Here is a 25,352-nt window from a genome sequence, read left to right on the forward strand (position 1 = left end):
AGAGTGATGGCGTGAGGGTAAATCCGAAGAAGCGACAACACTTCAAACAGTAGATACACGAGGTTCTTCGTACATGCCGAAAACGTTGTGCATTATTGGGCTTAGTGAAAACTATGCATGCCAATATAGGGTTTGCCCTTCCAGCCAGAAACGGGTATATATTTCCTTTCATAGCCTTGAAAAGACAGAGATGATCGCTAAACCTATGGTAAAATATTACTCTCGGTAGGTTTCAGAATCGCTTGTTATGTCTGAATATTAAGAATAAAGGAGAATGGTTATGAAAAACAAAAAATGGTTACTTTCTGCGGTGGCAGGAATCGTTGTGGCTCTAGGAATAGGCACAGCGTTTGTCTCTTCCTACAATTCAAGTGAAGTGAAAGGAAATGGTGAACTAGGAGAATTAAGTCCTCTTCAAATGAAGAAATTTATGAAAGAAGATGGTACAGGATTTGTTCTATATTCTTTTAATGCAAACAAACGAGAAGTAAATATGAATGAGGTGAAAAAAGCTTTAAAGGAAAATGAAGTTGACGGAAAAGAGTTAAATAGTAATCATCCTCAATACGATCACACGAAAAACCAAATGGACTATGGTTTAAGTCAGGATGGGGAAACACTTGCTGTTTATAAGAAAGGGAAGTTAAAAGAACAGATTGATTTAGATGAATATGACTCATCTCAACTAGGAACTGAACTTTCTCATTTTATTGAAACCTCAAAAGAACTGTATTTCGAAGAATAAGAGATTTGTTTTGAAAGGTGGTGGTATCTTGACGATCTCCCAAAAGGAATTAAAGAAATCCAAAGATCTTGTGGAAAAATTGCTGAAAGTGAATGGAAACAAATACAATGACTGGCTACATCAACAACACCAACAGTTTATTGAAGAAAATCAAGATTTGATTCTTCAAGCATTAAGTGCTTTTACAGGTGAAGAAGAAGAGGAGGAGGAAAAAAACGAACCGAAAGAAGCTGAACAAGTTCCTGTAAGATCACAAAGCATTCCAGTAACACAAAACTAACGAAAAAGAGGAGTGAAATACATGTTAGATTTATTGAATAGCGTGGATGTGACGCAGTTAACTTCGCATTTAACCCTGGGGGCAGCAGATGGCATGAATAGCCTAATAGAGAGTGGGAAATCAATTATTAAATGGGCTCAACGTGGCGCTATTGTAGCTACTGCCCTCGCTTTTATTGTTGGAGGATACTTTTTAATTTTAGGCGGAGATAAAGGTCGACATAAATGTATTGCTTGGTTTGTTGGTGGTTCACTTGGATTGATTGTAGTGATGGGGGCATATGCGCTAGCTGACGGCGTAAATTCAAATGTTCGTTTTGGTGGTTAAGAGAAGCTATACAGTTGTTTGTATAGCTTTTTTCTATGCTCATTTTTAGATGAAAGGAATGGAGAAACATGCTGTCTGTCATGTTTATAAAAAGTGAAACAAAAGAGTTGAAGCCATTTCAAAAGTTATCAATTTCGGATGCTTGTGAGATGACAGAGACATTAGAAACCCACTATCAGCGTATGAAGAAAAAAGCTCATGCCGATTTTTTTATCCTGGATGAGGAAGATCAAGAGGTATATGCAGGAACATTGTCCATTGGATTAGGTCATAGTCGCCATATAGTTGATCATATTAAGAAAAAGTTAGGCTCCTTAAAAATGGACGATATACAGGAAGCTCGAAAGAGAAGTTTTCTTGAACAATTAGAAAAGGAAGTACCGGACCATCTGAAAACAACAGATGGTTCTTTTCCTTTAGAGGAAGAAAAAGAGGATAATGTACAAACGACTCAAATACCTGTCCTTTCTACTCGTAACAGAAGGTTGATCTATGGAGGAGGGACTTTATCCCTTCTTATCCTTTCAGCAACATGTTTTTCAACAGTGGCTACTTCCCAAGATCGAGCTGAAACGATTCAAGATTTACAAAAACAAGTCAAACTGGAACAGAAAATAACAGGAACATATGAAAGAGCGCTCTTAGGAGATTCAGAAGGGGCTTTAAAAAGGCTTTCTTCTATTGATGAACAAAGCCTCACGAAAGAACAGAAAAACGTTTATATGAGCCTTCTCGTCGATCAAAAAAAGTATAAAGAAGCTATTCAGCTTCAGGGAGACCATCCAGAAGTAGTAGAAAGCATGATTTCAAAGAAGGGAGATGTTAGTGCGTTAAAAGAATTTCAACAAACGTTTCCTTCGTCAAATGGAGCCTTTGATCTTGCCTATCATGAACAACGTTGGGAAGATATGATGCGTCAATCAGGAGTAGAAATGACCGATAAACGGTATGAAATGAAGGCTTATGGATATCTGAAGCTAGATAAAGTAAAGGAGGCCAAAGAAGAGGCAGCACATATTCAGAATGAAGAGTTGAACGAAAAAATAGAAACCTATGAAAAAACGAAAAAGGAGATAGAAGAAACGAAAAAACAAGTGGAGGAAGAGAACAAAAAAGACAAAAAGGATGAAAATAAAGTCAAGTCGTTAACGGATCAGCAGAAGAAACAAGAAGAACTCCTAAAAAATCTATAAGAAAGGATGAATAGGATGTATACACAAACAAAAGTGAAAAAACAGAAGCAAGCCTTTGTCGTAGGGGTCGAGTACTATGAAGAAGATTTATTCCTCGAAATTGAATTAGGCAGCTTTCATACGACTCAACTTCATGCTCAACGTATTGCGAACAGTGTTCATAATGTCATTCTTTTAGAAAATCAGATTGTCATTATCTTTAAAAATGCTGATTCGATCACTCTTACAGACGATTTTCTGAAATATGGGTTCAAGTTTCGAATATGCACAAAACCAACGATGCCACCTCTAGATATCTCCAAGCTTACTCAACAAGAAAAAGACGACTTAGTTTGTAATGAAGCCTATGTAATAACCGAAGAGGATATGAAAGAGGTACAATGGGACATTAACACGGCTTTTCGTTACCTTCAACATAAGTATGAGGCAAGAGATCAAACGTTCTTTTCTCTTTCATCGAGTGCCTACTATGTCATTCCTACTTCTGAAGAGATTGACCAGGAGGGAATAAGAAATGCAACCTACTAAATCCATCAAATATGTGGTCGCTGAAAAACAAGTACTTATTCCTTTAAGTGCTTGTTTTTTTGTGTCTATTCTACTCATCTTAAATTTTCTGTTTAACATGATGCGGAATCTTGTTCAAACAACGTTTAGCGATGTATTCGAACCGCAGCCATTTCATCTAGAAACATCTTTTTTGACAGAGATTCATCTTCAACAGTACTCGCCTTTATATGGGGGCATGTGTCTAGTCGCTACCTTATTAACGGCCAAATTTGCTTATAATATTCGATCCAACTTCAAAGATTTAAACCACAATCAAAAAGGGTCTGGACGGTTTACCACAAGGCGTGAACTGAAAAAGCAATACCGAAAAGTACCTGAAAAAACAGCAACGTATCAAGGTGGAGGTGGCGTACCTGTTTCACGTATTCAAACCTATGACCTCATTCAAACATGGAAAGAGTACAAAGCGTTAAAGGGAATACAGAAGCTTCTCCATGCACATCGATTCTTTACGAAGAAAAGCTACATGCTAATTGATGACACACCCGTTAATAATTTAATCATTGGTATTACACGGTCAGGAAAGGGGGAAACCTTTGTTTTTCCAACGATTGATATCTACTCACGAGCTGAAAAACAGCCTTCCCTAGTCTGCAACGATCCAAAGGGGGAGTTGCTTGCTGCTTCTAAAAACACGTTAGAGGAAAGAGGCTATCATGTTGAAGTGTTAAACTTACTCAATCCATTAGAATCGATGAGTTATAACCTGTTAGAAATGATAAAAGAAACCTATAAAGATGGTGATTATTCAACAGCTCAAGCGTTATGTAACACGTTATCGTATACGCTTTACTACAATCCAAATGCCAAAGATCCATTCTGGCAACAATGTGCCATGAGTTTATGTAACGCCATGATTCTAGCTGTCACAGATAAGTGTATTAAAGAAAAGGAAGAAAATAAAATCACGATGTACACGGTGGCGAATATGTTGTCGGAGTTAGGCTCGAAAGAGGTTGTGATTAATAAAAAAGGAGATACTCAAAATGCGTTAGACATGTACTTTGATGGTCTTCCAACAGAAAGTGTCGCCAAAATGCAGTATGCCACATCGAACTTTTCAAAAGGCACGACAAGAGGCGGAATATTTACTCAAACGATGAATGGGCTATCTATTTTTACGTTTGATGAAATCGCCAAGATGACCTCTAAAAACAGCGTTGATTTAAAGCGTGTAGGCTTTGGAAAAACCATCAAAGGTACAGCAGCACCTCTTACTCGCTTAGAAATGACCTTTCCAGATGGTCAAACAGAAACCATTAAAACGGACGCCAAAGGACTATTTGAAGTCAACTTTACAAGTAAGTTAAAAAGTAATGATGAAATTATTCTTGGTGAAAAGTTGAGTGATAAAATCGTTACTTCGTCGAGGCTTGAAACCGTGATATCGATTAATAAAATCACAAAAGAAACAGGAGCTACGACGTTTACAGTCGAGAAGCAGCATCCAACCATTCATGTAAAGGAAGTGACGTATTTTACAAAACCAATTGCTATTTTCATGGTCACACCAGATTATGATTCAAGTAACCATGTGATAGCGTCGGTTTTTGTCCGACAGTTATATTATGTGCTTTCTAAGAATGCTTCATTGGCACGAGGAAACAAGTGTCATCGAGAAGTAGTGGTGTTGTTAGACGAATTCGGCAACATGCCGGCAATTGAAGGAATGTCCAATATTATCACGGTTTGTTTAGGGCGAAATATACGTTTCAACTTAGTAATTCAAGCTTATGCGCAACTAAAAAATAAATATGGAGACGATGCTGAAACGATTGAAGGAAACTGTGGGAATACGATTTATATTTTAAGCAATAACTATGAAACAGCGAAAACCATCTCGCAAAAATTAGGAGACGGTACCATCAATTCTACCTCTCGAAGTGGGAAAGGGTTATCAACGGATAAAAGTAAAACAGAGGGGGTAGATGGAAAGCCTTTATTAACACCCAATGAATTAATGGAACTTAAAGAAGGAGAAAGTGTAGTTGTGCGTGTGGTAAAACGTCAAGATAAAGCACGTCAGAGAATTAAAGCACATCCAATTTATAACACTGGAAAAACAGCGTTGAAATACCGTTGGGAATACCTCGGAGAGGACTTTAATACGGATCGTTCGATTCTAGATATTGATATTTCGTCTTTACATGAACAAGTCAATCCAAGATCCTTAGTCATTCATAATTTCTTTCCGTTTCAATCACAAGCTCCATCAGTGGAAATTGAAGAGGAACTAACCGACGATCCATTTACTTCTCTAACATATGAGAACTACAAAACTAAGACAGTCAAAGAGTTCTTCGGTGGAGATAAGAACGTTTCTACTGCTCTAAAAGTACACTTACCAAAAGCAATGAATAAAACGGTGGAAGAGATTGAAAAACAGTCCATGAGTGAGTTTGAAGAGGAATTAAATATGCTAGGAGTTAGTGACCAACTAAGTAAAAATGTCCACCAACTTCTTCAAACAAAAATAAATACCATTATTAGAAATTTGAAACATGAGATGGAAGAACAAGAAGCTTAATACCAAAAGGGGGAGAAAGAATGACAATTATTTCAAAGGAATTAGAGCGTATTTTAGAGGACTATGCACCGATTGTGAAAGAAGGACATCAAGTGTTAATTGGCTTACTAGATGGCACTATACACTTGGAAAAAGGACAGGAAGGAGAAGCACCTGTACAAATTCGTGTTTCTCCTCTGAATGAACGATTAGAAATAACGGTTGATACGTTATTTCAAGGCATGTAATACCTTCGTAAGGAGATGAGCAGATGAAGGATGAAGAAATTCTTGAAAAGCTCCATGAGTTTTCGGAGTACTTAGATGTTGGAAATATCCTCACTTATTTATTACGGAAATTGGGTTGGGGATGTATTCAAGTTCTTTCATTTCTAGTGGATGGACTAGAAGGGATTACAGACAGTGTATTAGGAGTTAAATCGTTTTTTAATTCTCCTGATATTCAAGACTTTATTACGAAGATTCAACCCTTTTTATATGTGTTACTGGCTTTTTCCTTTCTGTATATCGGTTACATGTTGATTATTCAGAAGAAAGTCAATCGTGAACAGATCATGATTAACATTTTTATCTCAATGGCAGTCTTACTTTTATTAAATACAAGTATGTTAAAAGCTGATAAGTTCACCGATCAAGCCATTGAAGCCGTGGATTTAAATGAAAAAGGTACGGTAAGTGAAAAGATTATTAAAAGTAATCTAACGGATGTCGCACAATTTGACCTTACCAAGTGGAAGAATCCAGAATTGAAACAACCAAATAAAGTACCACAAAAAAATATTATGATGATTGATATTACCGAAAAAATTGATGATAAGTTTAAGGTGAATAAAAAGGATACTTTATCAGATGAGGGCCAAAAAATACTTACAACTAAAGCAGCTCTTACACCAGATGGAAAAGAGGGGTTAGTTGAATTAGATAATGGATGGTTTGATTTCTTTCCGGAACTCTATTACCGATGGTCATGGAACTTCTGGACGATTGCCATTTCCCTTTTTGTAATAGGGATGACGTTGTTATTTACGTCTATTAAGTTAGCAAAACTATGCTACGAGCTAGGATTCAATGCGATTCTGGCCCAATTAGTTGCGCCTGCCGATGTAGCAGATGGACAGAAGTTAAAAGCTGTTCTGAAAAACATTCTGAATACATTTCTAGTGACAATTATGATTTTTATATCCATGAAGGTGTATTTAATGGGAACCGTTTTTATTAGCGATAAGCTAGAAGGTATTCCATATCTTATCGCATTGATTGCCTTTAGTATTGCGGTCGTAGATGGCCCGATTATGTGTGAACGTCTCTTCGGCATCGATGCCGGACTAAAAAGTGGTTGGGGCGCTCTCGCAGGAGGGTTTGCGATGGCAAAAGGACTTGAAAGTGGCATAAACATGATAGGCAGAACAGCAAAAGGAGGAGCCAACCTTGCCAAAGGGATTGGTGGTGTAGGAAAAGGACTTGGTAGTGGTGCTCTTCAGACAGCAGCAGGAGTTGGAGGTTTTGGTAAAGGGTTAGCTACACAAGGAAATAAAGAAAAACAACCAGCTCTGCATGAAGAAATGAAAAAGGCAGGAATGGCAGGTGAGAAAGGAAACGCTGCCTCTAAAGGTCAAAACGCAGGAAATGAGCAAAAGGCTCAACAACAGGGATTATCCTCTACTGAAAAACAAGAAGGGGGTAAAAATACTGAAGGAAATTCTTTAGAAGGAAAAGGATCAGGTCAAGGCACATCTTTACAAGATGAAATGGAGGCAGCAGGTGTTGCTACTGATAGTCAGGGATCAACTTCCTCTGTAGAAGGTGGAAATGCATCTCTCCATGATGAAATGGAGGCTTCTGGCTATAGTGAAAGTGCAAATGAAGGCATTGGATCTTCTGTAGAAGGTGGAAGTGCTTCTTTACATGATGAAATGGAGGCTTCTGGTTACAGTGAAAGTGCAAATGAAGGTACTGGATCTTCTGTAGAAAGTGGAAGTGCTTCTTTACATGATGAAATGGAGGCTTCTGGTCATAGTGGAAGCACAAATGAAGGCAGCTCTTCTGTAGGAAAAGCAAGTGCTCCTCTTCATGGTGAAATGGAGGCTTCTGGTCATAGTGGAAGCACAAATGGAGGCAGCTCTTCTGTAGGAAAAGCAAGTGCTCCTCTTCATGGTGAAATGGAGGCTTCTGGTCATAGTGGAAGTACAAATGGAGGCAGCTCTTCTGTAGGAAAGGCAAGTACTCCTCTTCATGGTGAAATGGAGGCTTCTGGTCATAGTGGAAGCACAAATGGAGGCAGCTCTTCTGTAGGAAGTGTGAGTACGCCTGTTCATGAAGAAATTCAAACTTCTGGTTACGGCGGAAGTACAAGCGAAGGCGGATCTTCTGTAGAAAGTGTAAGCTACCCTACACCAACAAGAGAACCTTCTGTTTCTATGCCGACAGGGATGGATCAAGCACAAGCACAAGTGGCAGCTACACAGGAACCTCGCCAAGGAAAACAACGGATTGAAAAAGACACAGTTCCTACTTCAACAGACGATATTCCAATGCCAGATCAGAACCGGATAGAAACACGCAATATTGCACAAGTGGTAAAAGATAACTTTAAGGGAGGGGTAGGAAAGGTAAAAGAACGTATTGATAATTCGCAAACAATCCATAAAACAAAACGATCTTATCAAATTGGACGAAATACAGGGCGAGATTTACGAAACCTTGGATCAAAGAAACGAAATAAACCAGAAGAGAAGTAACAAGCGTTACTTCTCTTTTTTATGGGAAGGAGAAGAGTCATGGCAAACTATAACATTCCAAAAGAAATCTCAACGGAATTAAAGATTAATAAATCTCTGTATCTCTTTGATTTGTTGTTCATTATTGGCTTACTTATGGTCACGATGATGTTACGTTTTTTTATTCATCCTACACTTCAAATTCCCTTTTATATCTTCATGGGCATATTTGGGGTATTGATGATCGTTAGACCGAGTACGAACCCTAAAAAACGAATGTATGAGGCGCTATTGCTTACATTGGTACGAAAGAAGAGCACGTATTGTGCCATAGATCGAGATCAAGAATAAAGGAGGGTATGATAGATGGCATTATTTGATGAAAGAATCCTAGAAAAAGAGAAACCTATTTTAAAAGAAAAAAAGACAAGTAACTCCCTTCTCTTTGATGAAAAGGAACTGGATAAACGGATCGCCCAAACAAAGAAAAAGAATCCTTTTTCTCTGTTACAAACTCCAAAGGCTGAAAAGGAAAAAAAGAAAGAGAAACTACCGGAGGTAAAGAAAAGTGTAGCTGACATTATTCCCATCATCGATCAAACAAATAGTGGGTTATTTCAACTAAAAGATGATGGTGGCTTTTTTGGGATCTGGCAGCTTCAAAGTACAGATATCAATGCCATGCATGACCAAGAGGCAGGACGCAATATTTATACGCTGGCCAAAACGTACCAGGGCGATAAAGATCCGTTTAAAATTATCTCGTTAAACTTGCCTGTTTCAACACAAAAGCAACAACAGTATCTTGAGAAGAAAATTCGAGAAGCAAACAATGCGTTATCCCTTCGGTTCTTACGAAAGAAATTAAAAGAACTTCAATATTTAGAATGGGGACGAACCAATCGAGAATACTTTCTTTTTCTATATGGACCGACTGAACTCGCTGTAAAAGAGCGAAAAGATCAATTTATGCGAGATGTTCAACTGGCTGTCCCTCTATTACCTGTTTCGGATGAAAAACAAATTAACCTTCTTTACAAACTCTACAATCAAAACGCCAAGCTTGGTAATAAACAATAAGAAAGGATGATAAAACCATGATAACTTTACCTTTTCGTAAAAAAGAGAAAACACCTCAAGAGATCAAGCAGAAAAAAGGATACAATCCCTATTTTGTTGCACAGATTCAACCACAAGGAGGCGTGAGCTTTAAAGAAAACCTTGTTCGAAACGGGGATGGATATTCGACGTGTATTCATATTTATGAGTACCCAACGAACGTGAATGATTTTTGGCTGGAACCGATCATGAATATGCCCAATGCCATTACAACCCTAGATGTAGTAAGCGATGAGCGAAAACAAGTCGTAGAAGCGATCAATAAAAATATGTCAGAACAAAATGCACGACATGTAAATGCTAAAGAAAACATTGATCGTATGGATGCCCAAGAACAGTATTTAGATATGAAAGAGCTATACCGTCAAGTCACAAACGGTGAAGTGATCAAACGAATACACCTTCGCATTTATATTGCGGAAAAAACGATCCCTGACTTAGAAAAGCGATTAAAAGAAGTCATTCACCATCTTGAAACGCATAACTTCAGAGGATCCATTTTCTTAAATGAACAAGAGTATGAGTGGGAATCGTTAGTGACACACTTTGACATACAAAAGAAGTATCCCAATAAGCGAAAAGGAAAGGAAATCCCCGCATTAGCACTAGCCGGAGGGTTTCCTTTTCATTTTACACACTTAGATGATCCATACGGCACGTATCAAGGAACCACTCGTACAGGTGGCAGCGTCATCTTTGATTTATTTCACAAAGACCAACAACGAAAAAGTTATAATGCGGTGTTGATGGGTTTAATGGGCGCAGGTAAATCTACTTTTTTAAAGAAAGTCACGACAGATAATGCGATTAAAGGCTATAAGATTCGAGGCTTTGATATCGTGGGAGAGTTTGAAAGTCTCGTCAGAGAATTAGGAGGTAAACAGATTGCCCTAGATGGATCAGAAGGGCAAATTAATCCCTTACAGGTATTTAAAACACATGAACATGAAATTAATAGCTTTACGCAGCATTTATCCAAACTAACTGTTTTTTATCGTTTTATTGCACCAGAAGCAAAAGATGATGAGTTAAAAGAGTATGAAAAGTTACTTCGTAAACTCTATATTCAAAAGCAGTTATGGAACGATGAAAAAGGCGCAAGCAATCACATTACAGGGCGTTCACCAGAAGCCTATCCAACGTTTAGTGAGTTTCTACACCTCATTCGAAAAGAGTTATATACCGATGAGGAAACAAGAGAGCACCATCCGAACTTAGGAGAGTATCGAAAACGTAGACTTGAGCTAATCGAGCTGAACATTGAAAACTTGGTTGAAACATACGCTCATTTGTTTGATGGGATTTCTACCATTGAAGATTTCAACGATGAACAAGTCGTATTTTTCTCCATCCGTCATTTATCAAAATTAAAAGATGAAATTGCACAGGCACAGCTTTTCAACGTCATGAGTTTATTGTGGGATGGCATGCTGCAGAATGGTGAACCTCAACTAGCAGCCTATACGAAAGGGACATTATCCTTTGAAGATGCCATTCGTTACTTAATTGTCATCGACGAGGCGCACCACATTGTGAACACGAAAAAGGGCAATGAACATGCCTTAGATTTCTTAACAGAGTTTAGTCGAGAAGCTCGAAAATACTTTGCAGGCTTAATCTACGCAAGTCATTTAATCAGTGACTTTGTGCCAGATGGTTCTGAACAAACAGCGATTGAAAAAATCAAAAAGCTCTTCGATTTAACGCAATATAAATTCATCATGCAGCAGGATGACAACAACTTAGATACGATTCAACGAGTGTTTAAAACAGGGATTACCGACAGCGAATTGGCTGAAATTCCTAAGCTGCCAATTGGGGATGTGCTGCTTTGTATTAAGTCCGTAAAAAACATTCTCTTTCATATTGAAATCGATGAGGAAGAAAAAGTGCTGTACGGTGGAGGTGCATAAGCCTTGCATATCGTTTTACAGCTCATTCCCAAAAAATATTTGATTGGAGGCACGTTGATCCTGTTAGGATTATCGGGCCTCTTAATCATGAGTACGATTGTAGCGATTACAGGTGAATTTGAAAAAGATAGTCAACAAAGTGACGTAACAGAGATTGAAGGCGGAGGCATTGGCATAGGAACAGCTAATGTGTCACCGCAGGTCATGAAGTATCAACCCTTGCTTGAAAAGTACGCACAAAAACATGGGCTAGACGCTTCGTATGTGCCCATTATGATGGCATTGATGATGCAAGAAAGTGGAGGAAGAGGCAACGATCCAATGCAAAGTAGTGAGTCGTTTTGTGGATCAGTTGGATGTATTTCTAGCCCTGAATTATCGGTCGATAAAGGAGTTTTGCATTTTAAAAGTGTACTAGAAAAGGCTCATTATGATTTGAAACTTTGCCTTCAGTCGTACAATTTTGGCGGTGGATTTATCAATTATGTCATGAAAAATGGAGGCAAATATACACCAGAGCTAGCAATCTCTTTTTCACAATTGCAATATCAAAAGGTAAAACATACAGGAAATTATCACTGTGTACGTCCTGAAATGGTTCCTTATTCCGCCTGTTATGGCGACGCCTTGTACGTTAACGCGGTTTTAAAGTATTACACAGGAACAATCACAGCTGATGGGAAACCGGCAGCTCCTGCGAGTGGAGGAAGTGGTGGGAAATCGGGTGTGAAAGTGATTGACGCAGGCAAAACGTTGATTGGTAAAACACGCTATGTATTTGGTGGTGGACGCTCTCAATCTGATATAAACGCAGGACGTTTTGATTGTTCAAGTTTTGTCAGATGGGCATTCGAGCAAGTAGGAATGAATGTTGGTCCAATGTCGGGCGTAACAACCGATACGCTCAAAACCCAAGGGCAAGCAATCAATCCAAAAGATATGAAGCCTGGGGATGTAGTGTTTTTTGATACCTATAAAATAGACGGACACGTTGGGATATATGTCGGCAATAATCAGTTTTTAGGCTGCCAAGGAAAAACAGGTGTAGCCATCGCAAGTATGGCAAAAGGAACGTATTTTGGTGAGCGATTTAATGGAAGAGTAAAACGATTCTAAAAGACCTGCGGTAGTATGTCAACTGAAAAATGAAAGAACGTAAAGTTATCAAAGGGCAATTTACTTAAAAAAAGCATCACGAAACTAGACCAGTAACGAATGTTATTTACTGGAAAATATTTGAAAGGTAGCGATGACAAGTTTTATGTCATATTTTCACGCCCCTTTCTGGCGTAAAGAGTTGGTGACTGCGTAGTAGCGCATCCACCAATCGCACGAGTTTTCTTGCGGTTAGAACGAGTGCACGTTTGTGTTGATGTTTTGGTACTTCACTGTACTTTTTCACGTAGTAATCCCGGTAATCTGGAACTTGCTTTCGTACGGAGTTGGCGGCTTCAACTAAGTAATATCGCAAGTAGTGGTTACCGTTACGTGATAGGGACGTGTCTTCGGCAGTAAAGCGCCCAGACTGATGCTTTCGCCAGTATAGACCTGCGTATTTTGCTACTTTAGCTTCATCATCAAACCGGTCTATTTGGCCAATTTCAGCTATGATACCCGCAGCGAATACGGGACCAATTCCAGGGATGGATTCAAGCGTGTGTGTCAATCCAGCCATCAGTTTTTTGATCGCTTTGTCAATTTCTTTTATCTGCTTTTGGAAGGTGCGAATGACCTCGATCGAGGTCCCAAGTATCACATCCATGGAATCTTCCACTACCTTGTCCAAGCGATACGAAGATCGCACGGCTTTCTGAATGGAGGTTGCCACACATTTCGGGTCACCAAATCGGTTTTTCCCTTTCTCTTGAAGGAATGCTGCTAGTTCCTCCAGTGGTAGGTGGGCTAGTTCTTCCAAGCTGTATTTCTCTAAGAAAAGCTCCATCATTGCGTTACCGAAGACCGAGGAGTCTACTTCTTGAGAGAAAGTATTACACTTATAGCTTAGGTGTTGAAGAAAATGCTGCTTTTCTTTTGTCATCATACGAATGAGTTGGTAACGGGACCGAGTCAGTTGTTGTAAGGCCACGTATTGGCTTTCTTTGACCACTGACATCTGGTTACGTCCAAAACGTAAGTAATCCGCAATGATAAAGGCATCGATTTCATCTGTTTTGTTCATGTCCGAATAGCTTTTCTTAAAATTAGCTATTTGTTTAGGGTTCATGACAAACACCTTGGCACCGAAGACTTTTAAGTCTTCATCATGATGGAGAAACATCGACGGGTGAAAACTATAGACCGATGTAGATTCTAAGCCAATCTTTAAGACGTCAACTTCTTGATCGCCTATGCAGTCCAATAAACGCTCTTTAAGCAACGTCGCGCCTGGTAAGTCATTGGTGACGGTAAAGGCATTCAGCTTTTCTCCTTCACCATTTAAAATGCATACTTTCATATCAAACGAACTTACATCTAAACCAACAAATAATCTCACGGGAGAGACCTCCTTTCGATTTAGAATCACTTGGCATTTCCTTGGACGTCTCGAGATATCTCTAGTGTGTACGCCGACCAACAACCTCGTGTATCAGAGCTTCCCCTGCATTCGAAAGCCGCCATAGAGCTACTACCCTCTAGGTTCGAATGACAGGCTGCTCAGCCTGCGAGTAGGGAGTCCCGCGCGTTCACTGAGAAACAGTCTTACATTGTGGTTAATCCACAGGAGAAAGAAGAATTGTCCCAAATGATCCTATGATCATTATCTAGAAATATCTTGAGACGTCCAAGTAATATGTTATTTAGTTTATTAATTAATATGGAAACAGATCTTAGCTCCTAAATAGGGCTTAAATATAATATACGAGGAGAAAAGGCGATGAAAAATAAAGCAGCACTACTATTTGGAGCGCTTGCCGTTGTGGTGGCAGGCGTAACCATTTTCAACATTTACCTGAACCACAATATCTCCAACACAACAGCTTCGAAACAAATTCAAGTCACGAATGAAAGCTTACAAGAAGAAAATAAAGAGTTAAAAAAACAACTAAGTGAAGTTCGTCCTTCTGCCCAAGAACAACAAAAACGAGATTACTTGAATACGGTTCATCAATTCATCGATGTGTCTTATCATCGTGAAAAAGATGGATTTGAGGAACGAAAAAAGATCGCAAAATCGATCATGGACAAAGAACTTTATGAGCAATTTTATCCTTCTGAAAAGTTCGTATATGGAGATAGTTACACTTCCGTTCCAAACGATGTACAACTCTACGTTCAACAATATGATGGAGGGCAAGAAGAGGTCGAAGTGATTGCTGAATTTACAAATCATCTTGTCATAAAAGATGAGAATGTGGACGATCAAACGCATGACATTATCAAAGTTTCTCTACGAAAAGAAGAGAACAAATGGGTGGTTTATAGTATCGAAGAATTGAAAACAGAAATCATGAAATGAGGTGGAACAGGTGGCATTTAAAAAGCAATTTGAAGATTATCGATTTAATTTAAATCGCAATCGGTCATGGAAGTATACAGCAATGTTGATTTTTTTCTTTATCGGTTTTTTATCCTTACTGACATCAAAATTCTATTTAAAAACGGAAGATCCTTTGTATCATACCAAAACCTATGAGGCAGTTTCTTCTAACATAACAGGAACCGTAACCATTGAAAATCGTGTGTATCATCCTGCTACTAATTCACTCGATATGGTCATCAAAATGGATCAAACAGATGAAGAGGAAGTAAGCTTCCTTGCACAAGAAAAAGCGAATCCAAACATCAAATTACCTGTTCATTTGTTGTATGAAGATGATGGCTATTATGTGGTAAGAATCAGCGAGTTATCTCCAAATTGGGAAGCACTTGCCTTTGATCTGTATCAAGAAAATGAAGAAAAAGAGACGGTAAATGTGGATGATGTAACGAGTGATTCAGAAACAGATTCAACAGAGGAAATAGATGCTCATGCGTTAATTACGACACTCTATTCTGACCAACGAAAAACAAAAAGTGAAGAAGGAAAAGGAACAAAAAATAAGCAAGAATATGCGCTTTTGGTCAATGATTTAGAGAAGCAGTTTGTCAAAAAGAAAATGAAAAACTATGAAAAAGCAATCACAGTAGAAGCCAAACATAAGCGTCAAACGCAACAAGAAATGAACGAATTACAACGTGATATGAAGTACCAAGTGAATGAGGAAAAAGCCGATACGGAATCAAAAATTGCGATGAAAAAGGATGCCATTCAGTCGAGTGATGAAAGCATTCAGCTCTATGAAGATGAACAAAAAAGTTTACAAGAAAAGCTCCAAAAGTTGAATGAAAAGCAACAGGATTTAGCCATGAAGTGAAAAAACACAGGGGGACGCAAAGGGGACATGGCTCCAAAACAGGGGGACATAAAGGGGACATCGGGATTTTAAAAGGGGACGTAAAAGGGACGTACACCCAAAAAAGGGGACGCGAAGGGGACATTAAGCGACTTTCTTTGATATCACGGTTTTGCTAGGCTCTGCCTAGCCTATCACACCCTGTGATAGCAAAAACCCCTTATGCTCTTCTCTCTTTTATAGTGGGAAACCACAATTTACAGGAAAGGAACGAATGTTATGGATATTCTTTTACGAGATATTGATCCAACTGCCGTAAAAAAAATAGATGAGATTGCAAAAGAAAAAAAGATTTCTCGTCAAGAATTCTTAAAAGGTCAGGTTGAAACGCTGGCTGTTTTTCAGGAACAAAAAGATCGTGAAGCAGAACTCGAAAATATCATCTATAAAAATATAAAGATGATGGAAAAATGTGCAGTGGCAATTGAAACCATCAATGGATTTATTCGAGATATGACAGGAGAAGATGAGGAATGAGTGCGTCTACTGTTACACCAGGAGTCGTACTAAAAACAAAATTTGTGACATCTAATCTAAAAGTATATAAAGAGTACGTCGATTATGTGGATCGTGAAGATGCCAAAAAAGAATATGGTGCACACGAAAAACTGTTTACTCTTTATCAGGATTACTTAGCCAATCCTGATAAAACCTCTTCTTTATTTACGGATCAATCGAATCAATTGAATGGGCAGGAGAAAAAGCAATTAAAAAAATTGTTTGAAAAAGCGCAAAAAAATAACAGTATTATGTGGCAAGATGTCATCACATTTCATAATCCTTGGCTCCAAGAAAATGGTTTATATGATGCTGATACTCATACAGTCGATGAGAAAAAATTAATGGAGATTACTCGCCAGTCCATGAAGGAAATGCTTAAAAGGGAAAGGTTAAATAAGTCGGCTGTTTGGTCAGCTGCTATACACTATAATACTGGGAACATTCATATTCATATTGCAACAGTAGAACCACAACCTACTCGTGAACGAGGTAAAAGAAAGCCTAAAACTTTGGATGCGATGAAGTCAACAGTCGTGAATCAAATTTTAAATCGAGGTGAGCAGCACCAAAAGATAAATGATTTAATTCGAAAGGATATGGTTGGGAAGAAGAGGCAGGATTCTTCTTTAAGGTGGAAGAATCGTGACATTCAACCATTGTTTCTCCAAATCTATAACCATCTTCCAGAAGATAAAAGGCAGTGGCAATATAGCTATCGAACATTAAAGCCAATGAAGCCATTTATTGATGTACTAAGTCAAAAATATATTGAAAAGTATCATCGCAATGAATATCAACAATTACTTAAAAAGTTAGATAAAGAAGTAGAGGAATTAAAGAAAGCGTATGGAGAAGGAAAGGTTGATGAGAAACGATATAAAAATTATAAGCAAACGAAAATTGATGATCTGTATAAGCGAATGGGAAATGCCTTCTTAAAAGAAATGAAAGATTACGATAAGCAGCAGCAACAGATTAAAAGAATGGTAGAAAGTAAAAAACAATCAAAACGTCCTGCAAGTTTTAATCAAAAGGTCTCTATGCATTTTGCATTAAAAAAGATGGAGCGAGCGTTTAAATCAGAATATGATAGTTGGAAAAACCAACAACATTATGAACGGTTACAAAAAGATATTGAACATCGTCATGAGGAAGAGAGGAGTTATTAAATGAACAAACAACGTATGAAATTATCATTAAATGAAGAAACAAAGCAATACATTCAAACATATATGGAAGAAAAGAATATTGGATTTACGGGTGAGGCTATTGCTCAAATTTGTAAGGAACATAAAGAAGCTAAAAGTAATGAATGGTCATTGAAATACATTTCAGAAGTGGTTAGCAACAACTTACATCAGGTTTTAAAAGATGAATTAACGAAGATCCGTCTTGGAGCAAACAGTGCCGATAAAAACACACAAATTTTAATTGAATATATGAACGGTCTTTTCTTCCATCACGGTTTTGATGGATTAATGACAACCGATTTACAAGAGTTAGATAGCACAAAGGTTGCGAAGGAAGCTGTTGAGAAGCGTATTGCGAATCAACGTCAAAAACGGATTGATTGGGAAGAGTCCAAAGGGAAACAACCATCTTAATGATGGTTTTATATAAATATAGATTTTAAAAATTAAAGGGGGAATCATTCATGTTTTTTAACAAAGATTTAGTGTTAGCTTCAATTAAAGCTGTGGGAGAGGATCATGCCATTGTACAGTATCAAGACAAAGAAGTAGAGGTGAATTTAAGTCCAGAAGAAGCGAAGGAGTTTCATCAATACGTGGTGCATCAAGAAAATATGTTGGTGCCCATGAATATTAAAACACAGAAGCTTTTTGTGGATTTAGAGGAGCCATGGTATGAACAAGAATTAGAGGAGCTTAAGGGTATCTCCTATCAAGAAGAGGAGGGAGAAGATGAGTAAAGCCTATACAAAGAAATCAGCCGAAGATAAGCGTAAAGAGGTTGAAGAGTTAACGAAAGGCATGGAAAAGAAGGTGGAGCAGCATTTTCATTCTGCCGAAGAACTAAAAGACTATTTATCTTTTATGGGTAAGTTTTATCAATACTCGATGTCTAACACCGCCCTTATTCAAGAACAGTTCTTTGGTGCTCAAGCAGTTGGATCATTTAAGTTTTGGAAGGATAAAGGGTTCTCGGTCAATAAAGGTGAAAAGGGTATCAAAATTCTAGTTCCAAATAAAACGGTTCCTAAATTTAAAGATGAAAATGGGAAGTTAAAGTCTATTAATAAAGCTACTCCTCAAGAAAAAAAGCTCATTCAAGAGGGGAAAAAAGAAGTCACTCAAGGCCGACTGTACTTTTCAGTCGGCCATGTTTTTGAAATTTCCCAAACGAATGCAAAAGCGAGTGATTTACCTAAGATTTTCCCCAATCGTTGGTTAGAAGGAAACGTGGAAGACTACACAGCACTTTATAAAGGGATGAAAGCCATTGCCGAAAAGAATGGTATTTCTATTATTCAACCAAAAGAGGAGCTTGGCGCTGCAAAAGGAGTTTCTTATACCTTAACAAAAGAAGTTGCGTTAAATCCGCGTAACTCTGAACGTCAAAATGTAAAAACGTTGATACACGAATTAGCCGTGCGTCCATAAGGATGTGTTAGGGATTGCTGTCGTAGCAAACAGCTGATGTGGTCATAACATCATAAGGTTAAAGACTTATTGATATTTCCAAAATATCAAGACACTCGTGTTGGGAAACCAACAGGGGGACAATAGCATGTCTATAAAGCCACAAGTTACTGGCGTGTTACAGTACGACTGGATGGCAAGACCAAAGTAATAGACAAGGATGAAAGCTACACTGCTTGAATGATAGCCAGAGGGGTTATATCGTGGACCATAGTAAACAACACGTGAAATGCTATGCAAGTGGGGATTTCAACGGATGGGTTAGACGTTGAAATATGACCTCCCACTGACCAACATCGATAAGATGATAAATGGCGAAAGTCGCATCCGATACTATTACAAGCTTCCCTGCATAATCTAAATGGAGATTGTCTAAGTCAATAAGCCCTTACGGGCTATGTCCATTGGGAACTGAAAAATTGATATGACAACGGAGTCTTCGTACTAGTCTGAGATAGGGAAAGCCTATCACACTAACATCAGATAACGTATGTTAGGTCATAGTTGTGAAGCTAGGATGGCGAAGGAAGACAGTTAACTGAATCCAATATTATAAGAAGAAGGAGCAAGAGGCTCTATGAGAAATCCTCAAGTGGTATTGGACAATCTAACAAGCAAGTCCAATGATAAGACCTACAAGTATCAAAGAGTTCATAGAAACTTATACAATCCTGAATTTTATCTTATGGCATATGATGATATTTATCCTAACCCTGGTAACATGACTAAAGGGTCAGATAATAAAACAATCGATGGCATGAGTATGAAGAGAATCACTAATATTATTGATTCTCTCAGGGATGAAAAGTATCAACCGACTCCAGTAAGAAGAACCTATATTGAAAAAAAACGTGGTAATGGCAAAAGACCACTTGGTATTCCATCATTTGATGACAAACTGTTACAAACTGTCGTCAAATATATTCTGGAAAGTATTTATGAAAGTTCGTTCAGTAACAAATCTCATGGATATCGACCAAACAAAAGCTGTCACACGGCTATTAAGCAAATCGCCGACACATTTAATGGAGTAAAATGGTTTATAGAAGGAGATATAAAGGGCTTCTTTGATAACATAGATCACTCTATTTTAATTGACTTACTTCGTAAAAGAATCAAAGATGAGAAGTTCCTAAGGCTTATTCGGAAATTTCTTAAGGCAGGATATGTAGATGATTGGAAATATCACAATTCCTATAGTGGTGTACCTCAAGGGGGTATTATCAGTCCTATCTTATCTAATATTTACCTTAACGAACTAGATAAATTCATCGAAGATTTCCAACATAAATTCAATAAAGGTAAAAATAAAGCGCAAAACCTTGACTATACAAAACTGCATCAAAAAAGCATGCGTCTTAAAAAGAAATTAAAGGACAAAGTCGCTAAAGGAACTCTCAAAGAAGGCGAACGTGATGAAATTATTGGTTCCATCAAAGAAGCTAATAGTAGAAAAATGAAATTACCTTCGAAAGATCCGATGGATCAAAACTATAGAAGACTGAAATACGTCAGGTATGCGGACGATTGGCTAATTGGCATTATTGGCAGCAAGGAAGATGCGGTCAGAATCAAAGAAGAGCTAACTGAGTTTATCAGGAACAAATTGAAACTCGAACTTTCACAAGAAAAGACACTTATCACAAACAGTAGGAAGTTTGCTAGATTTCTAGGCTATGACATTTCCATCAGCAGAAATCAACAACCAAAACCGACTTCAAGACCTGCAGGGGAACAAAAGAAGGTTCTTTCACGTTCTCACTCTGGAACAGTCTCCATTTACATGCCAAAAGAGGCTTGGGTTAGTAAACTTATAGAATACAGGGTTATAAAAATGAAGGGACCTAACTGGAAACCAATGCATCGTAGGGTACTGGTCAATAACGATGATTTGGAGATTCTTACTCGTTATAACGCTGAAATTAGGGGCATGTACAACTATTATAGGCTAGCTCTAAATGTAAGTGGACTTAATAAGTTTAAATATTTTATGGAATACAGTTTATACAAAACCTTTGCCAATAAATATAAAACAACCATACGTAAAATAAAAAATAAATACTGCATTAACGGAGTCTTTGCGGTTAGGTACAAAACGAAGAGAGATCATAGAACTCAATACTTGTATAATGATGGATTTAAACGGAATAATTCCATAAAGATAGACCATATTAACACAGACCTGCCTATCAGTAAATTTGATTTTGGTAGAACTAGCCTTATTTCAAGGTTAAAGGCAGAGCGATGTGAATGGTGTCATAAAGAAAACGTTGAATTAGAAATTCATCATGTAAAAAAATTGAAGGACTTGAAAGGTAAAAAGCTATGGGAAAAAGCAATGATAGCCAGAAACCGCAAGACAATAGCACTTTGTGCTTTAGGAAAAGGGAATGACTGTCATCGCAAACTCCATGCTGGACTGTTAGATTGAAGTAAGTTAATGGCGAGCCGTATACATGGAGACGTGTACGTACGGTTCTGGGGGGGATGCTTGGGAACCTACCATAGTAATATGGCAAGGCACTGGGTATCTACCCTACCATGCGAAACTTCATACCAAAGACACACATCTAAATTATACGGCTGCGGAAAAAGAGTTTCAGGCAGAAATGACAGCCTATACGGTTTCCTCTTATTTTGGAATTGACACCAGTTCTTATTCGTTGGATTACTTGTCACATTGGACGAAAGGAAAGAACTTTGAAGATAAAACCAAGCTTTTAAAAGAAGTACATGAAACGTCTGTTGGCTTTATTGAAACAATCGAAGAAACGTTGGTAAAAGAACGAGAAAAAAATCAGTCACCAGAAAAAAGCGATGAAAAACAGCAGCAATCAGATCCTCTTTCTTCTGAAAATGTACAAGAGAAAATGAAAGAAGGATATGAAGATTATAAACAAAAGCAGCAACAGGAATCGGCACAAAATCTAGATAGTATTTTAGATCGTGTCACGGCTGAAGAGAAATATTATTCAACTAAAACCCAAGCGATCAAAAATGGATGGATGACAAAGGAGGAAGTCGTGAAACTTGAACATCAGATTGATTCAACCATGACTAAAAACGAGAAGGGGGTCATGAATGGTCAAGTTCAGGAACAATCTCTTACTTTTCAAGACCGTATGGAAGTGGGCAGTCAAATGCAATTCCAAAAACGTACAGGCACCGTCAAAAAGAAAAATGAAGAACAGGAACTCGAAAGGTAAGGGAGCGTAAAGAGCTCTTTTTTTATTGCCTAAATACTAATTAAATGGAGGAATAAATGATGAAGAAAATTACATCTCTTTCAAATGACCAATTTAAAACGCTCGTTTCCGATAAACGAGAATTAAAGAAGTATATGAAGCACCCACAAAATGAAAAAATTGAGGCAGATTGGGCGAACGTCAGTGAGAAACAGCTGCAAGACATTCCTTCTGGTGCTGTTTACTTAACACAATCAGCTCTAGGAGAGGAAAAACCGCAGGTTCTACTTGTTTCTACGGATGAAAAAGGACAAAAACAAGCCTATAAAAGTGAAGCAACAGTGAATTTTTTGAGAAGTCATGATGTGAATCCTGTTTTAGAGAAAGATCGAGAAACGCAGCTTAAAACAAGCTATCTTACATTTTTACAAGCCCATGAAAAAGAAAAGCCTCAAGATATTGATAGCATGTTAGCCCGTGTGAATGCAGAAAACGATTATGTCATGTTGAAATCAAGTGCCTTAAAGGAAAAACAATTCACCTCTGACCAATTGAAAGGTATGGAGAATGAGCTTTCTCATCAGTTTCAAGCACGTAAACAGACACAAGAGAAGGACCGATATCAAGAAGATTATAAACAAGAAGTACTAGAAGCTATGCAGCAGCCTAGTGAAGAAACACAGTATAAGCAGCTATTTAAACAAAGCTTGTTAGCCCAATTAGGCATATCAGACGAAAAAGATTCTTCTAAAGAAGCGAAAAAGGAAGGTGAAGCAGAAAAAGCTCCTGTCGAAAAGCATCTCAAGCAAGAAACACCTCAAGAGAAAGAACAGCGTGTGGCCAAAATGAAGGAGTTTGAACAAAAGCATTCCTTTGATAAGGTGTACAAATTAAAAAAAGAAGTGCTGGAGGAATTAAAAGAGCTGAATTTGACTGATTCCCAACGTGAGAAATTAACGAAGCTTGAAAAGGCTTTGGACACAGAGAAAAAGGATCACGACAAGCAGAAAAAAGAAGAGAAATCACAAAATGGATTCACCAAGTTTTTTGCACGGAATAATGGAGCATTTTCTTCAAAAAAACAGAAAGACCAACAAGAAATAGAACGTTAAAAATGGCAAAAGTTTGAAAAAGGTAAGAGGGCTAAATATTATATTTAGTCCTCTTTTTTCATAGGGTGAAATAGAAGGAGGGATTAGGTGGGAGAACGAAAACACGTCAATGAGGGGGAAATCATGAAAGCACGAGATGTTGATTTGTTGTCGTATCTGGAAGCCAAAGGCGAAACCTTTGTAAAAGAGGGGAAGTATTACCGTCATACGGAACATGATAGCTTACTCATCAAAGGAAACATGTACGCTTGGAATAGCCGAAATGAAAAAGGATATGGAGCAATCAGTTTCGCTCAAATGTATTATGGGATGTCTTTTCCACAAGCCGTATTAGATATCAATAAAGGTGATTATAAAGAGCTTTCTCAGTCACATGAGCAACCGTCGGTTTCACCATCAAAAGAGCCTTTTCGCTATCCAAAAGAGTTAGAAGTAAAGGATCAAAGCAAAGTAAAAGATTATCTCATAAAAGAACGTAAAATAGATCCTCGATTAGTTAACTGGCTCCTTCAAAAAGATTTAATCGCCCAGGACAAACGAAACAATGTCGTGTTTAAATGGCGTGAGCATGGAGGTAAAGGAAAAGTGATTGGGGCAGATCGACAAGGAACAGCTTCAATAAAAAATAAACGAGGTTCTTTTAAACAAGTCTTACCGAACGATAACCCACATACAGGCTTTTCAGTTGATGTTGGTCGCCCAAACAAGATTCATTTCTTTGAAAGCCCAATTGACCTTCTTTCTTATTGGAGTATACAGGAGACTCAGTTGCAGAATACACGCCTTATCAGTATGAATGGCTTAAAACCTAAAACCGTTGCTCAATCTTATATCGAAGCTCGAAGAGAAGGCTTAGGCATTAAAGAAATGGTGTTAGCTGTTGATAATGACCAAGGGGGAAAAGAATTTATTGACAAAATGAACCAAATCGTTAATGCTGATTTAATAAGAGCAGATATTCCAAAGGGAGCGAAAGATTGGAACGAAGCGTTAAAGAGGAATGGAAAAAGCATTCAACCTGTGGCATCACTTCTCCGAAATAAACAAACAGAACAGGAGCTTTCAATGAATGGATAAAGTGTTTCAAAGTGTATTTTATCTTTTTCTTATCATCATTTTATTTAAACTCTCTCAATTTGCTTACCGTGTCCTTCGTGAACGGAAGTATATGAAAGAGCTAGCTCAATCAGGCATGCCCTATATTGATAAAATGGATGGTTATCAGTTCGAAATCTATCTAAAAGCACTTTTTCAGCAATTAGGTTACAAAACTCAAGTGACGCAAAAGTCTGGTGATTTTGGGGCTGACTTGGTGATGAAAGGCAAGGATAAGATTGTGATTCAGGCCAAACGATATGGAGTTAAAAATCGGGTGAGTCTTTCGGCTGTACAAGAAGTTTATGGAGCAAAAGCGTATTATAAAGCGAATCAAGCGTGGGTCGTGACCAATAGTTATTTCACCAAACAAGCAAAAGAATTAGCAGCTGCATGTGATGTGACCTTAGTAGATCGGGCGGATCTTCAAAAGTTTATTAATGAGGTAAATCCAGTTTTTAAGGCACGAGAAATCTTTGAAAATATCACACCGGAACCTCGTAAATGCCCAAAATGTGGGCAAGATTTAGTTGTTAGAGATGGAAATGGCACTCGCTTCTTTGGCTGTTCCTCTTTTCCTGAGTGTCGCCATACGGAAAAAATCAATAAGTAAGTAAGAGCAGACCTTCATTATAGTATGGTCTGTTTTTTCTTTCTCTAAAAAGGAGCCGATGTTATAAGTTCATATACTGGTCTTAATTGATCGGTGAAGGGATATTTTTTATGTTTAACTCATTAGATTCATCACATAATATCAGTGTAATGGTATTGTTCTCTCCCCAAAGAGATTCAATCACACTTACCCTATTTCAATCTTCCTTCTAACTGATTGAGTGGGGTCTTTTTTATGTGTATTTTAAGACACTGATATTTACATCAAATGTACTTAGGCAAAACAAACGTTAATTGCGATAGAGAATGTTTCTTTACATGTCAAAATCATCAATGAAATAGGTTTTTGTTCATAAATGATTGTTACGAAAAACACCTTTAAATAAAGAAGGTGTTTTTTCTG

The 25,352-nt window shown here is 37.9% G+C and carries 23 protein-coding genes and 2 pseudogenes; 24 read left to right on the forward strand and 1 reads right to left on the reverse strand.

Going from position 1 to position 25,352, the window contains the following annotated elements:
* Positions 1 to 280 precede the first annotated feature (280 nt).
* The 12 genes from NST66_RS27400 to NST66_RS27455 all read left to right on the forward strand — a co-directional run bounded on the left by NST66_RS27400 (position 281) and on the right by NST66_RS27455 (position 12,506).
* Positions 281 to 745 carry a hypothetical protein gene (locus NST66_RS27400; protein WP_335549839.1) on the forward strand — a complete coding sequence of 155 codons (465 nt, stop codon included), beginning with the start codon at positions 281 to 283 and terminating at the stop codon, positions 743 to 745.
* A 28-nt stretch (positions 746 to 773) separates the two neighbouring features.
* A complete protein-coding gene (locus NST66_RS27405) occupies positions 774 to 1,025 on the forward strand; it encodes a hypothetical protein (protein WP_335549840.1) in 252 nt (83 codons plus the stop codon).
* Between the two features lie 21 nt (positions 1,026 to 1,046).
* Positions 1,047 to 1,352, forward strand: a complete 306-nt coding sequence (locus NST66_RS27410) for a hypothetical protein (RefSeq protein ID WP_251623080.1) — start codon at positions 1,047 to 1,049, stop codon at positions 1,350 to 1,352.
* Between the two features lie 149 nt (positions 1,353 to 1,501).
* Positions 1,502 to 2,545, forward strand: coding sequence for a hypothetical protein (locus NST66_RS27415; RefSeq protein WP_340843783.1), 1,044 nt, complete (start codon positions 1,502 to 1,504; stop codon positions 2,543 to 2,545).
* A gap of 15 nt (positions 2,546 to 2,560) precedes the next feature.
* On the forward strand, positions 2,561 to 3,073 hold the full coding sequence (locus NST66_RS27420) for a hypothetical protein (protein WP_335549842.1): 513 nt from the start codon (positions 2,561 to 2,563) through the stop codon (positions 3,071 to 3,073).
* Positions 3,060 to 5,642, forward strand: coding sequence for a VirD4-like conjugal transfer protein, CD1115 family (locus tag NST66_RS27425; protein WP_340843784.1), 2,583 nt, complete (start codon positions 3,060 to 3,062; stop codon positions 5,640 to 5,642). Before NST66_RS27420 ends, NST66_RS27425 begins: the two co-directional genes overlap by 14 nt.
* A 20-nt stretch (positions 5,643 to 5,662) precedes the next feature.
* A complete protein-coding gene (locus tag NST66_RS27430; protein ID WP_340843785.1) occupies positions 5,663 to 5,869 on the forward strand; it encodes a hypothetical protein in 207 nt (68 codons plus the stop codon).
* Between the two features lie 23 nt (positions 5,870 to 5,892).
* Positions 5,893 to 8,379: a pLS20_p028 family conjugation system transmembrane protein gene (locus tag NST66_RS27435; protein WP_340843786.1), complete on the forward strand. Its 2,487-nt coding sequence runs from the start codon at positions 5,893 to 5,895 to the stop codon at positions 8,377 to 8,379.
* Positions 8,380 to 8,418: 39 nt separating this feature from the next.
* Positions 8,419 to 8,709, forward strand: a complete 291-nt coding sequence (locus NST66_RS27440; RefSeq protein WP_095380525.1) for a DUF5592 family protein — start codon at positions 8,419 to 8,421, stop codon at positions 8,707 to 8,709.
* A gap of 15 nt (positions 8,710 to 8,724) precedes the next feature.
* Positions 8,725 to 9,438 (forward strand): hypothetical protein, encoded by a 714-nt coding sequence (locus NST66_RS27445; RefSeq protein WP_340843787.1) that lies wholly within the window; start codon positions 8,725 to 8,727, stop codon positions 9,436 to 9,438.
* A gap of 17 nt (positions 9,439 to 9,455) precedes the next feature.
* Entirely contained in the window at positions 9,456 to 11,390 is a 1,935-nt protein-coding gene (locus NST66_RS27450) for a VirB4 family type IV secretion system protein (protein WP_340843788.1), read from the forward strand.
* A gap of 3 nt (positions 11,391 to 11,393) precedes the next feature.
* A complete protein-coding gene (locus NST66_RS27455) occupies positions 11,394 to 12,506 on the forward strand; it encodes a bifunctional lytic transglycosylase/C40 family peptidase (RefSeq protein ID WP_340843789.1) in 1,113 nt (370 codons plus the stop codon).
* Between the two features lie 148 nt (positions 12,507 to 12,654).
* Here the strand turns inward: NST66_RS27455 and NST66_RS27460 are convergent, their stop codons facing one another.
* Complete coding sequence (locus tag NST66_RS27460) at positions 12,655 to 13,884, reverse strand: IS110 family transposase (protein ID WP_050691787.1); 1,230 nt, start codon at positions 13,882 to 13,884, stop codon at positions 12,655 to 12,657.
* Between the two features lie 381 nt (positions 13,885 to 14,265).
* Here NST66_RS27460 and NST66_RS27465 point away from each other — a divergent pair, with 381 nt between their 5' ends.
* The 12 genes and pseudogenes from NST66_RS27465 to NST66_RS27520 all read left to right on the forward strand — a co-directional run bounded on the left by NST66_RS27465 (position 14,266) and on the right by NST66_RS27520 (position 24,950).
* A complete protein-coding gene (locus NST66_RS27465; protein ID WP_340843790.1) occupies positions 14,266 to 14,847 on the forward strand; it encodes a MerR family transcriptional regulator in 582 nt (193 codons plus the stop codon).
* A 10-nt stretch (positions 14,848 to 14,857) separates the two neighbouring features.
* Complete coding sequence (locus NST66_RS27470; protein ID WP_340843791.1) at positions 14,858 to 15,745, forward strand: hypothetical protein; 888 nt, start codon at positions 14,858 to 14,860, stop codon at positions 15,743 to 15,745.
* A gap of 258 nt (positions 15,746 to 16,003) precedes the next feature.
* On the forward strand, positions 16,004 to 16,261 hold the full coding sequence (locus tag NST66_RS27475; RefSeq protein ID WP_335549638.1) for a hypothetical protein: 258 nt from the start codon (positions 16,004 to 16,006) through the stop codon (positions 16,259 to 16,261).
* Positions 16,258 to 17,454 carry a MobP2 family relaxase gene (mobP2, locus tag NST66_RS27480; RefSeq protein ID WP_340843792.1) on the forward strand — a complete coding sequence of 399 codons (1,197 nt, stop codon included), beginning with the start codon at positions 16,258 to 16,260 and terminating at the stop codon, positions 17,452 to 17,454. The genes NST66_RS27475 and mobP2 overlap by 4 nt, the downstream gene beginning before the upstream one ends.
* The gene (locus NST66_RS27485) at positions 17,455 to 17,889 is read left to right on the forward strand and encodes a hypothetical protein (protein WP_252282212.1); all 435 of its coding nucleotides are present in this window, start codon (positions 17,455 to 17,457) and stop codon (positions 17,887 to 17,889) included.
* Positions 17,890 to 17,939: 50 nt separating this feature from the next.
* Positions 17,940 to 18,215 carry a hypothetical protein gene (locus NST66_RS27490; RefSeq protein ID WP_075422172.1) on the forward strand — a complete coding sequence of 92 codons (276 nt, stop codon included), beginning with the start codon at positions 17,940 to 17,942 and terminating at the stop codon, positions 18,213 to 18,215.
* A pseudogene (locus tag NST66_RS27495) lies at positions 18,208 to 18,894 on the forward strand (ArdC family protein); the annotation flags it as partial. The gene NST66_RS27490 and the pseudogene NST66_RS27495, both read left to right, overlap by 8 nt.
* A 628-nt stretch (positions 18,895 to 19,522) precedes the next feature.
* Positions 19,523 to 21,376, forward strand: coding sequence for a reverse transcriptase/maturase family protein (locus NST66_RS27500; protein WP_340843793.1), 1,854 nt, complete (start codon positions 19,523 to 19,525; stop codon positions 21,374 to 21,376).
* 109 nt (positions 21,377 to 21,485) lie between these two features.
* Positions 21,486 to 21,738 (forward strand): annotated as a pseudogene (locus NST66_RS27505) (LPD25 domain-containing protein); the annotation flags it as partial.
* 472 nt (positions 21,739 to 22,210) lie between these two features.
* Positions 22,211 to 23,242: a hypothetical protein gene (locus NST66_RS27510; RefSeq protein WP_340843794.1), complete on the forward strand. Its 1,032-nt coding sequence runs from the start codon at positions 22,211 to 22,213 to the stop codon at positions 23,240 to 23,242.
* 123 nt (positions 23,243 to 23,365) lie between these two features.
* A complete protein-coding gene (locus tag NST66_RS27515; protein WP_340843815.1) occupies positions 23,366 to 24,319 on the forward strand; it encodes a DUF3991 and TOPRIM domain-containing protein in 954 nt (317 codons plus the stop codon).
* The gene (locus NST66_RS27520; protein WP_129542391.1) at positions 24,312 to 24,950 is read left to right on the forward strand and encodes a restriction endonuclease; all 639 of its coding nucleotides are present in this window, start codon (positions 24,312 to 24,314) and stop codon (positions 24,948 to 24,950) included. The genes NST66_RS27515 and NST66_RS27520 overlap by 8 nt, the downstream gene beginning before the upstream one ends.
* Positions 24,951 to 25,352 lie beyond the last annotated feature (402 nt).

Source organism: Priestia sp. FSL W8-0524 (assembly GCF_038005965.1).
Classification (GTDB): domain Bacteria; phylum Bacillota; class Bacilli; order Bacillales; family Bacillaceae_H; genus Priestia; species Priestia zanthoxyli.

What these genes read in the sequence shown, in the direction of transcription:
- NST66_RS27430 (WP_340843785.1), top strand. Translation starts at nt 5,663, where the DNA reads ATGACAATTATTTCAAAGGAATTAGAGCGTATTTTAGAGGACTATGCA.
- NST66_RS27435 (WP_340843786.1), top strand. Translation starts at nt 5,893, where the DNA reads ATGAAGGATGAAGAAATTCTTGAAAAGCTCCATGAGTTTTCGGAGTAC.
- NST66_RS27450 (WP_340843788.1), top strand. Translation starts at nt 9,456, where the DNA reads ATGATAACTTTACCTTTTCGTAAAAAAGAGAAAACACCTCAAGAGATC.
- NST66_RS27490 (WP_075422172.1), top strand. Translation starts at nt 17,940, where the DNA reads ATGTTTTTTAACAAAGATTTAGTGTTAGCTTCAATTAAAGCTGTGGGA.
- NST66_RS27420 (WP_335549842.1), top strand. Translation starts at nt 2,561, where the DNA reads ATGTATACACAAACAAAAGTGAAAAAACAGAAGCAAGCCTTTGTCGTA.
- NST66_RS27445 (WP_340843787.1), top strand. Translation starts at nt 8,725, where the DNA reads ATGGCATTATTTGATGAAAGAATCCTAGAAAAAGAGAAACCTATTTTA.
- NST66_RS27425 (WP_340843784.1), top strand. Translation starts at nt 3,060, where the DNA reads ATGCAACCTACTAAATCCATCAAATATGTGGTCGCTGAAAAACAAGTA.
- NST66_RS27515 (WP_340843815.1), top strand. Translation starts at nt 23,366, where the DNA reads ATGAAAGCACGAGATGTTGATTTGTTGTCGTATCTGGAAGCCAAAGGC.
- mobP2 (WP_340843792.1), top strand. Translation starts at nt 16,258, where the DNA reads ATGAGTGCGTCTACTGTTACACCAGGAGTCGTACTAAAAACAAAATTT.
- NST66_RS27415 (WP_340843783.1), top strand. Translation starts at nt 1,502, where the DNA reads ATGACAGAGACATTAGAAACCCACTATCAGCGTATGAAGAAAAAAGCT.
- NST66_RS27465 (WP_340843790.1), top strand. Translation starts at nt 14,266, where the DNA reads ATGAAAAATAAAGCAGCACTACTATTTGGAGCGCTTGCCGTTGTGGTG.
- NST66_RS27510 (WP_340843794.1), top strand. Translation starts at nt 22,211, where the DNA reads ATGAAGAAAATTACATCTCTTTCAAATGACCAATTTAAAACGCTCGTT.
- NST66_RS27400 (WP_335549839.1), top strand. Translation starts at nt 281, where the DNA reads ATGAAAAACAAAAAATGGTTACTTTCTGCGGTGGCAGGAATCGTTGTG.
- NST66_RS27500 (WP_340843793.1), top strand. Translation starts at nt 19,523, where the DNA reads ATGAGAAATCCTCAAGTGGTATTGGACAATCTAACAAGCAAGTCCAAT.
- NST66_RS27475 (WP_335549638.1), top strand. Translation starts at nt 16,004, where the DNA reads ATGGATATTCTTTTACGAGATATTGATCCAACTGCCGTAAAAAAAATA.
- NST66_RS27485 (WP_252282212.1), top strand. Translation starts at nt 17,455, where the DNA reads ATGAACAAACAACGTATGAAATTATCATTAAATGAAGAAACAAAGCAA.
- NST66_RS27440 (WP_095380525.1), top strand. Translation starts at nt 8,419, where the DNA reads ATGGCAAACTATAACATTCCAAAAGAAATCTCAACGGAATTAAAGATT.
- NST66_RS27520 (WP_129542391.1), top strand. Translation starts at nt 24,312, where the DNA reads ATGGATAAAGTGTTTCAAAGTGTATTTTATCTTTTTCTTATCATCATT.
- NST66_RS27410 (WP_251623080.1), top strand. Translation starts at nt 1,047, where the DNA reads ATGTTAGATTTATTGAATAGCGTGGATGTGACGCAGTTAACTTCGCAT.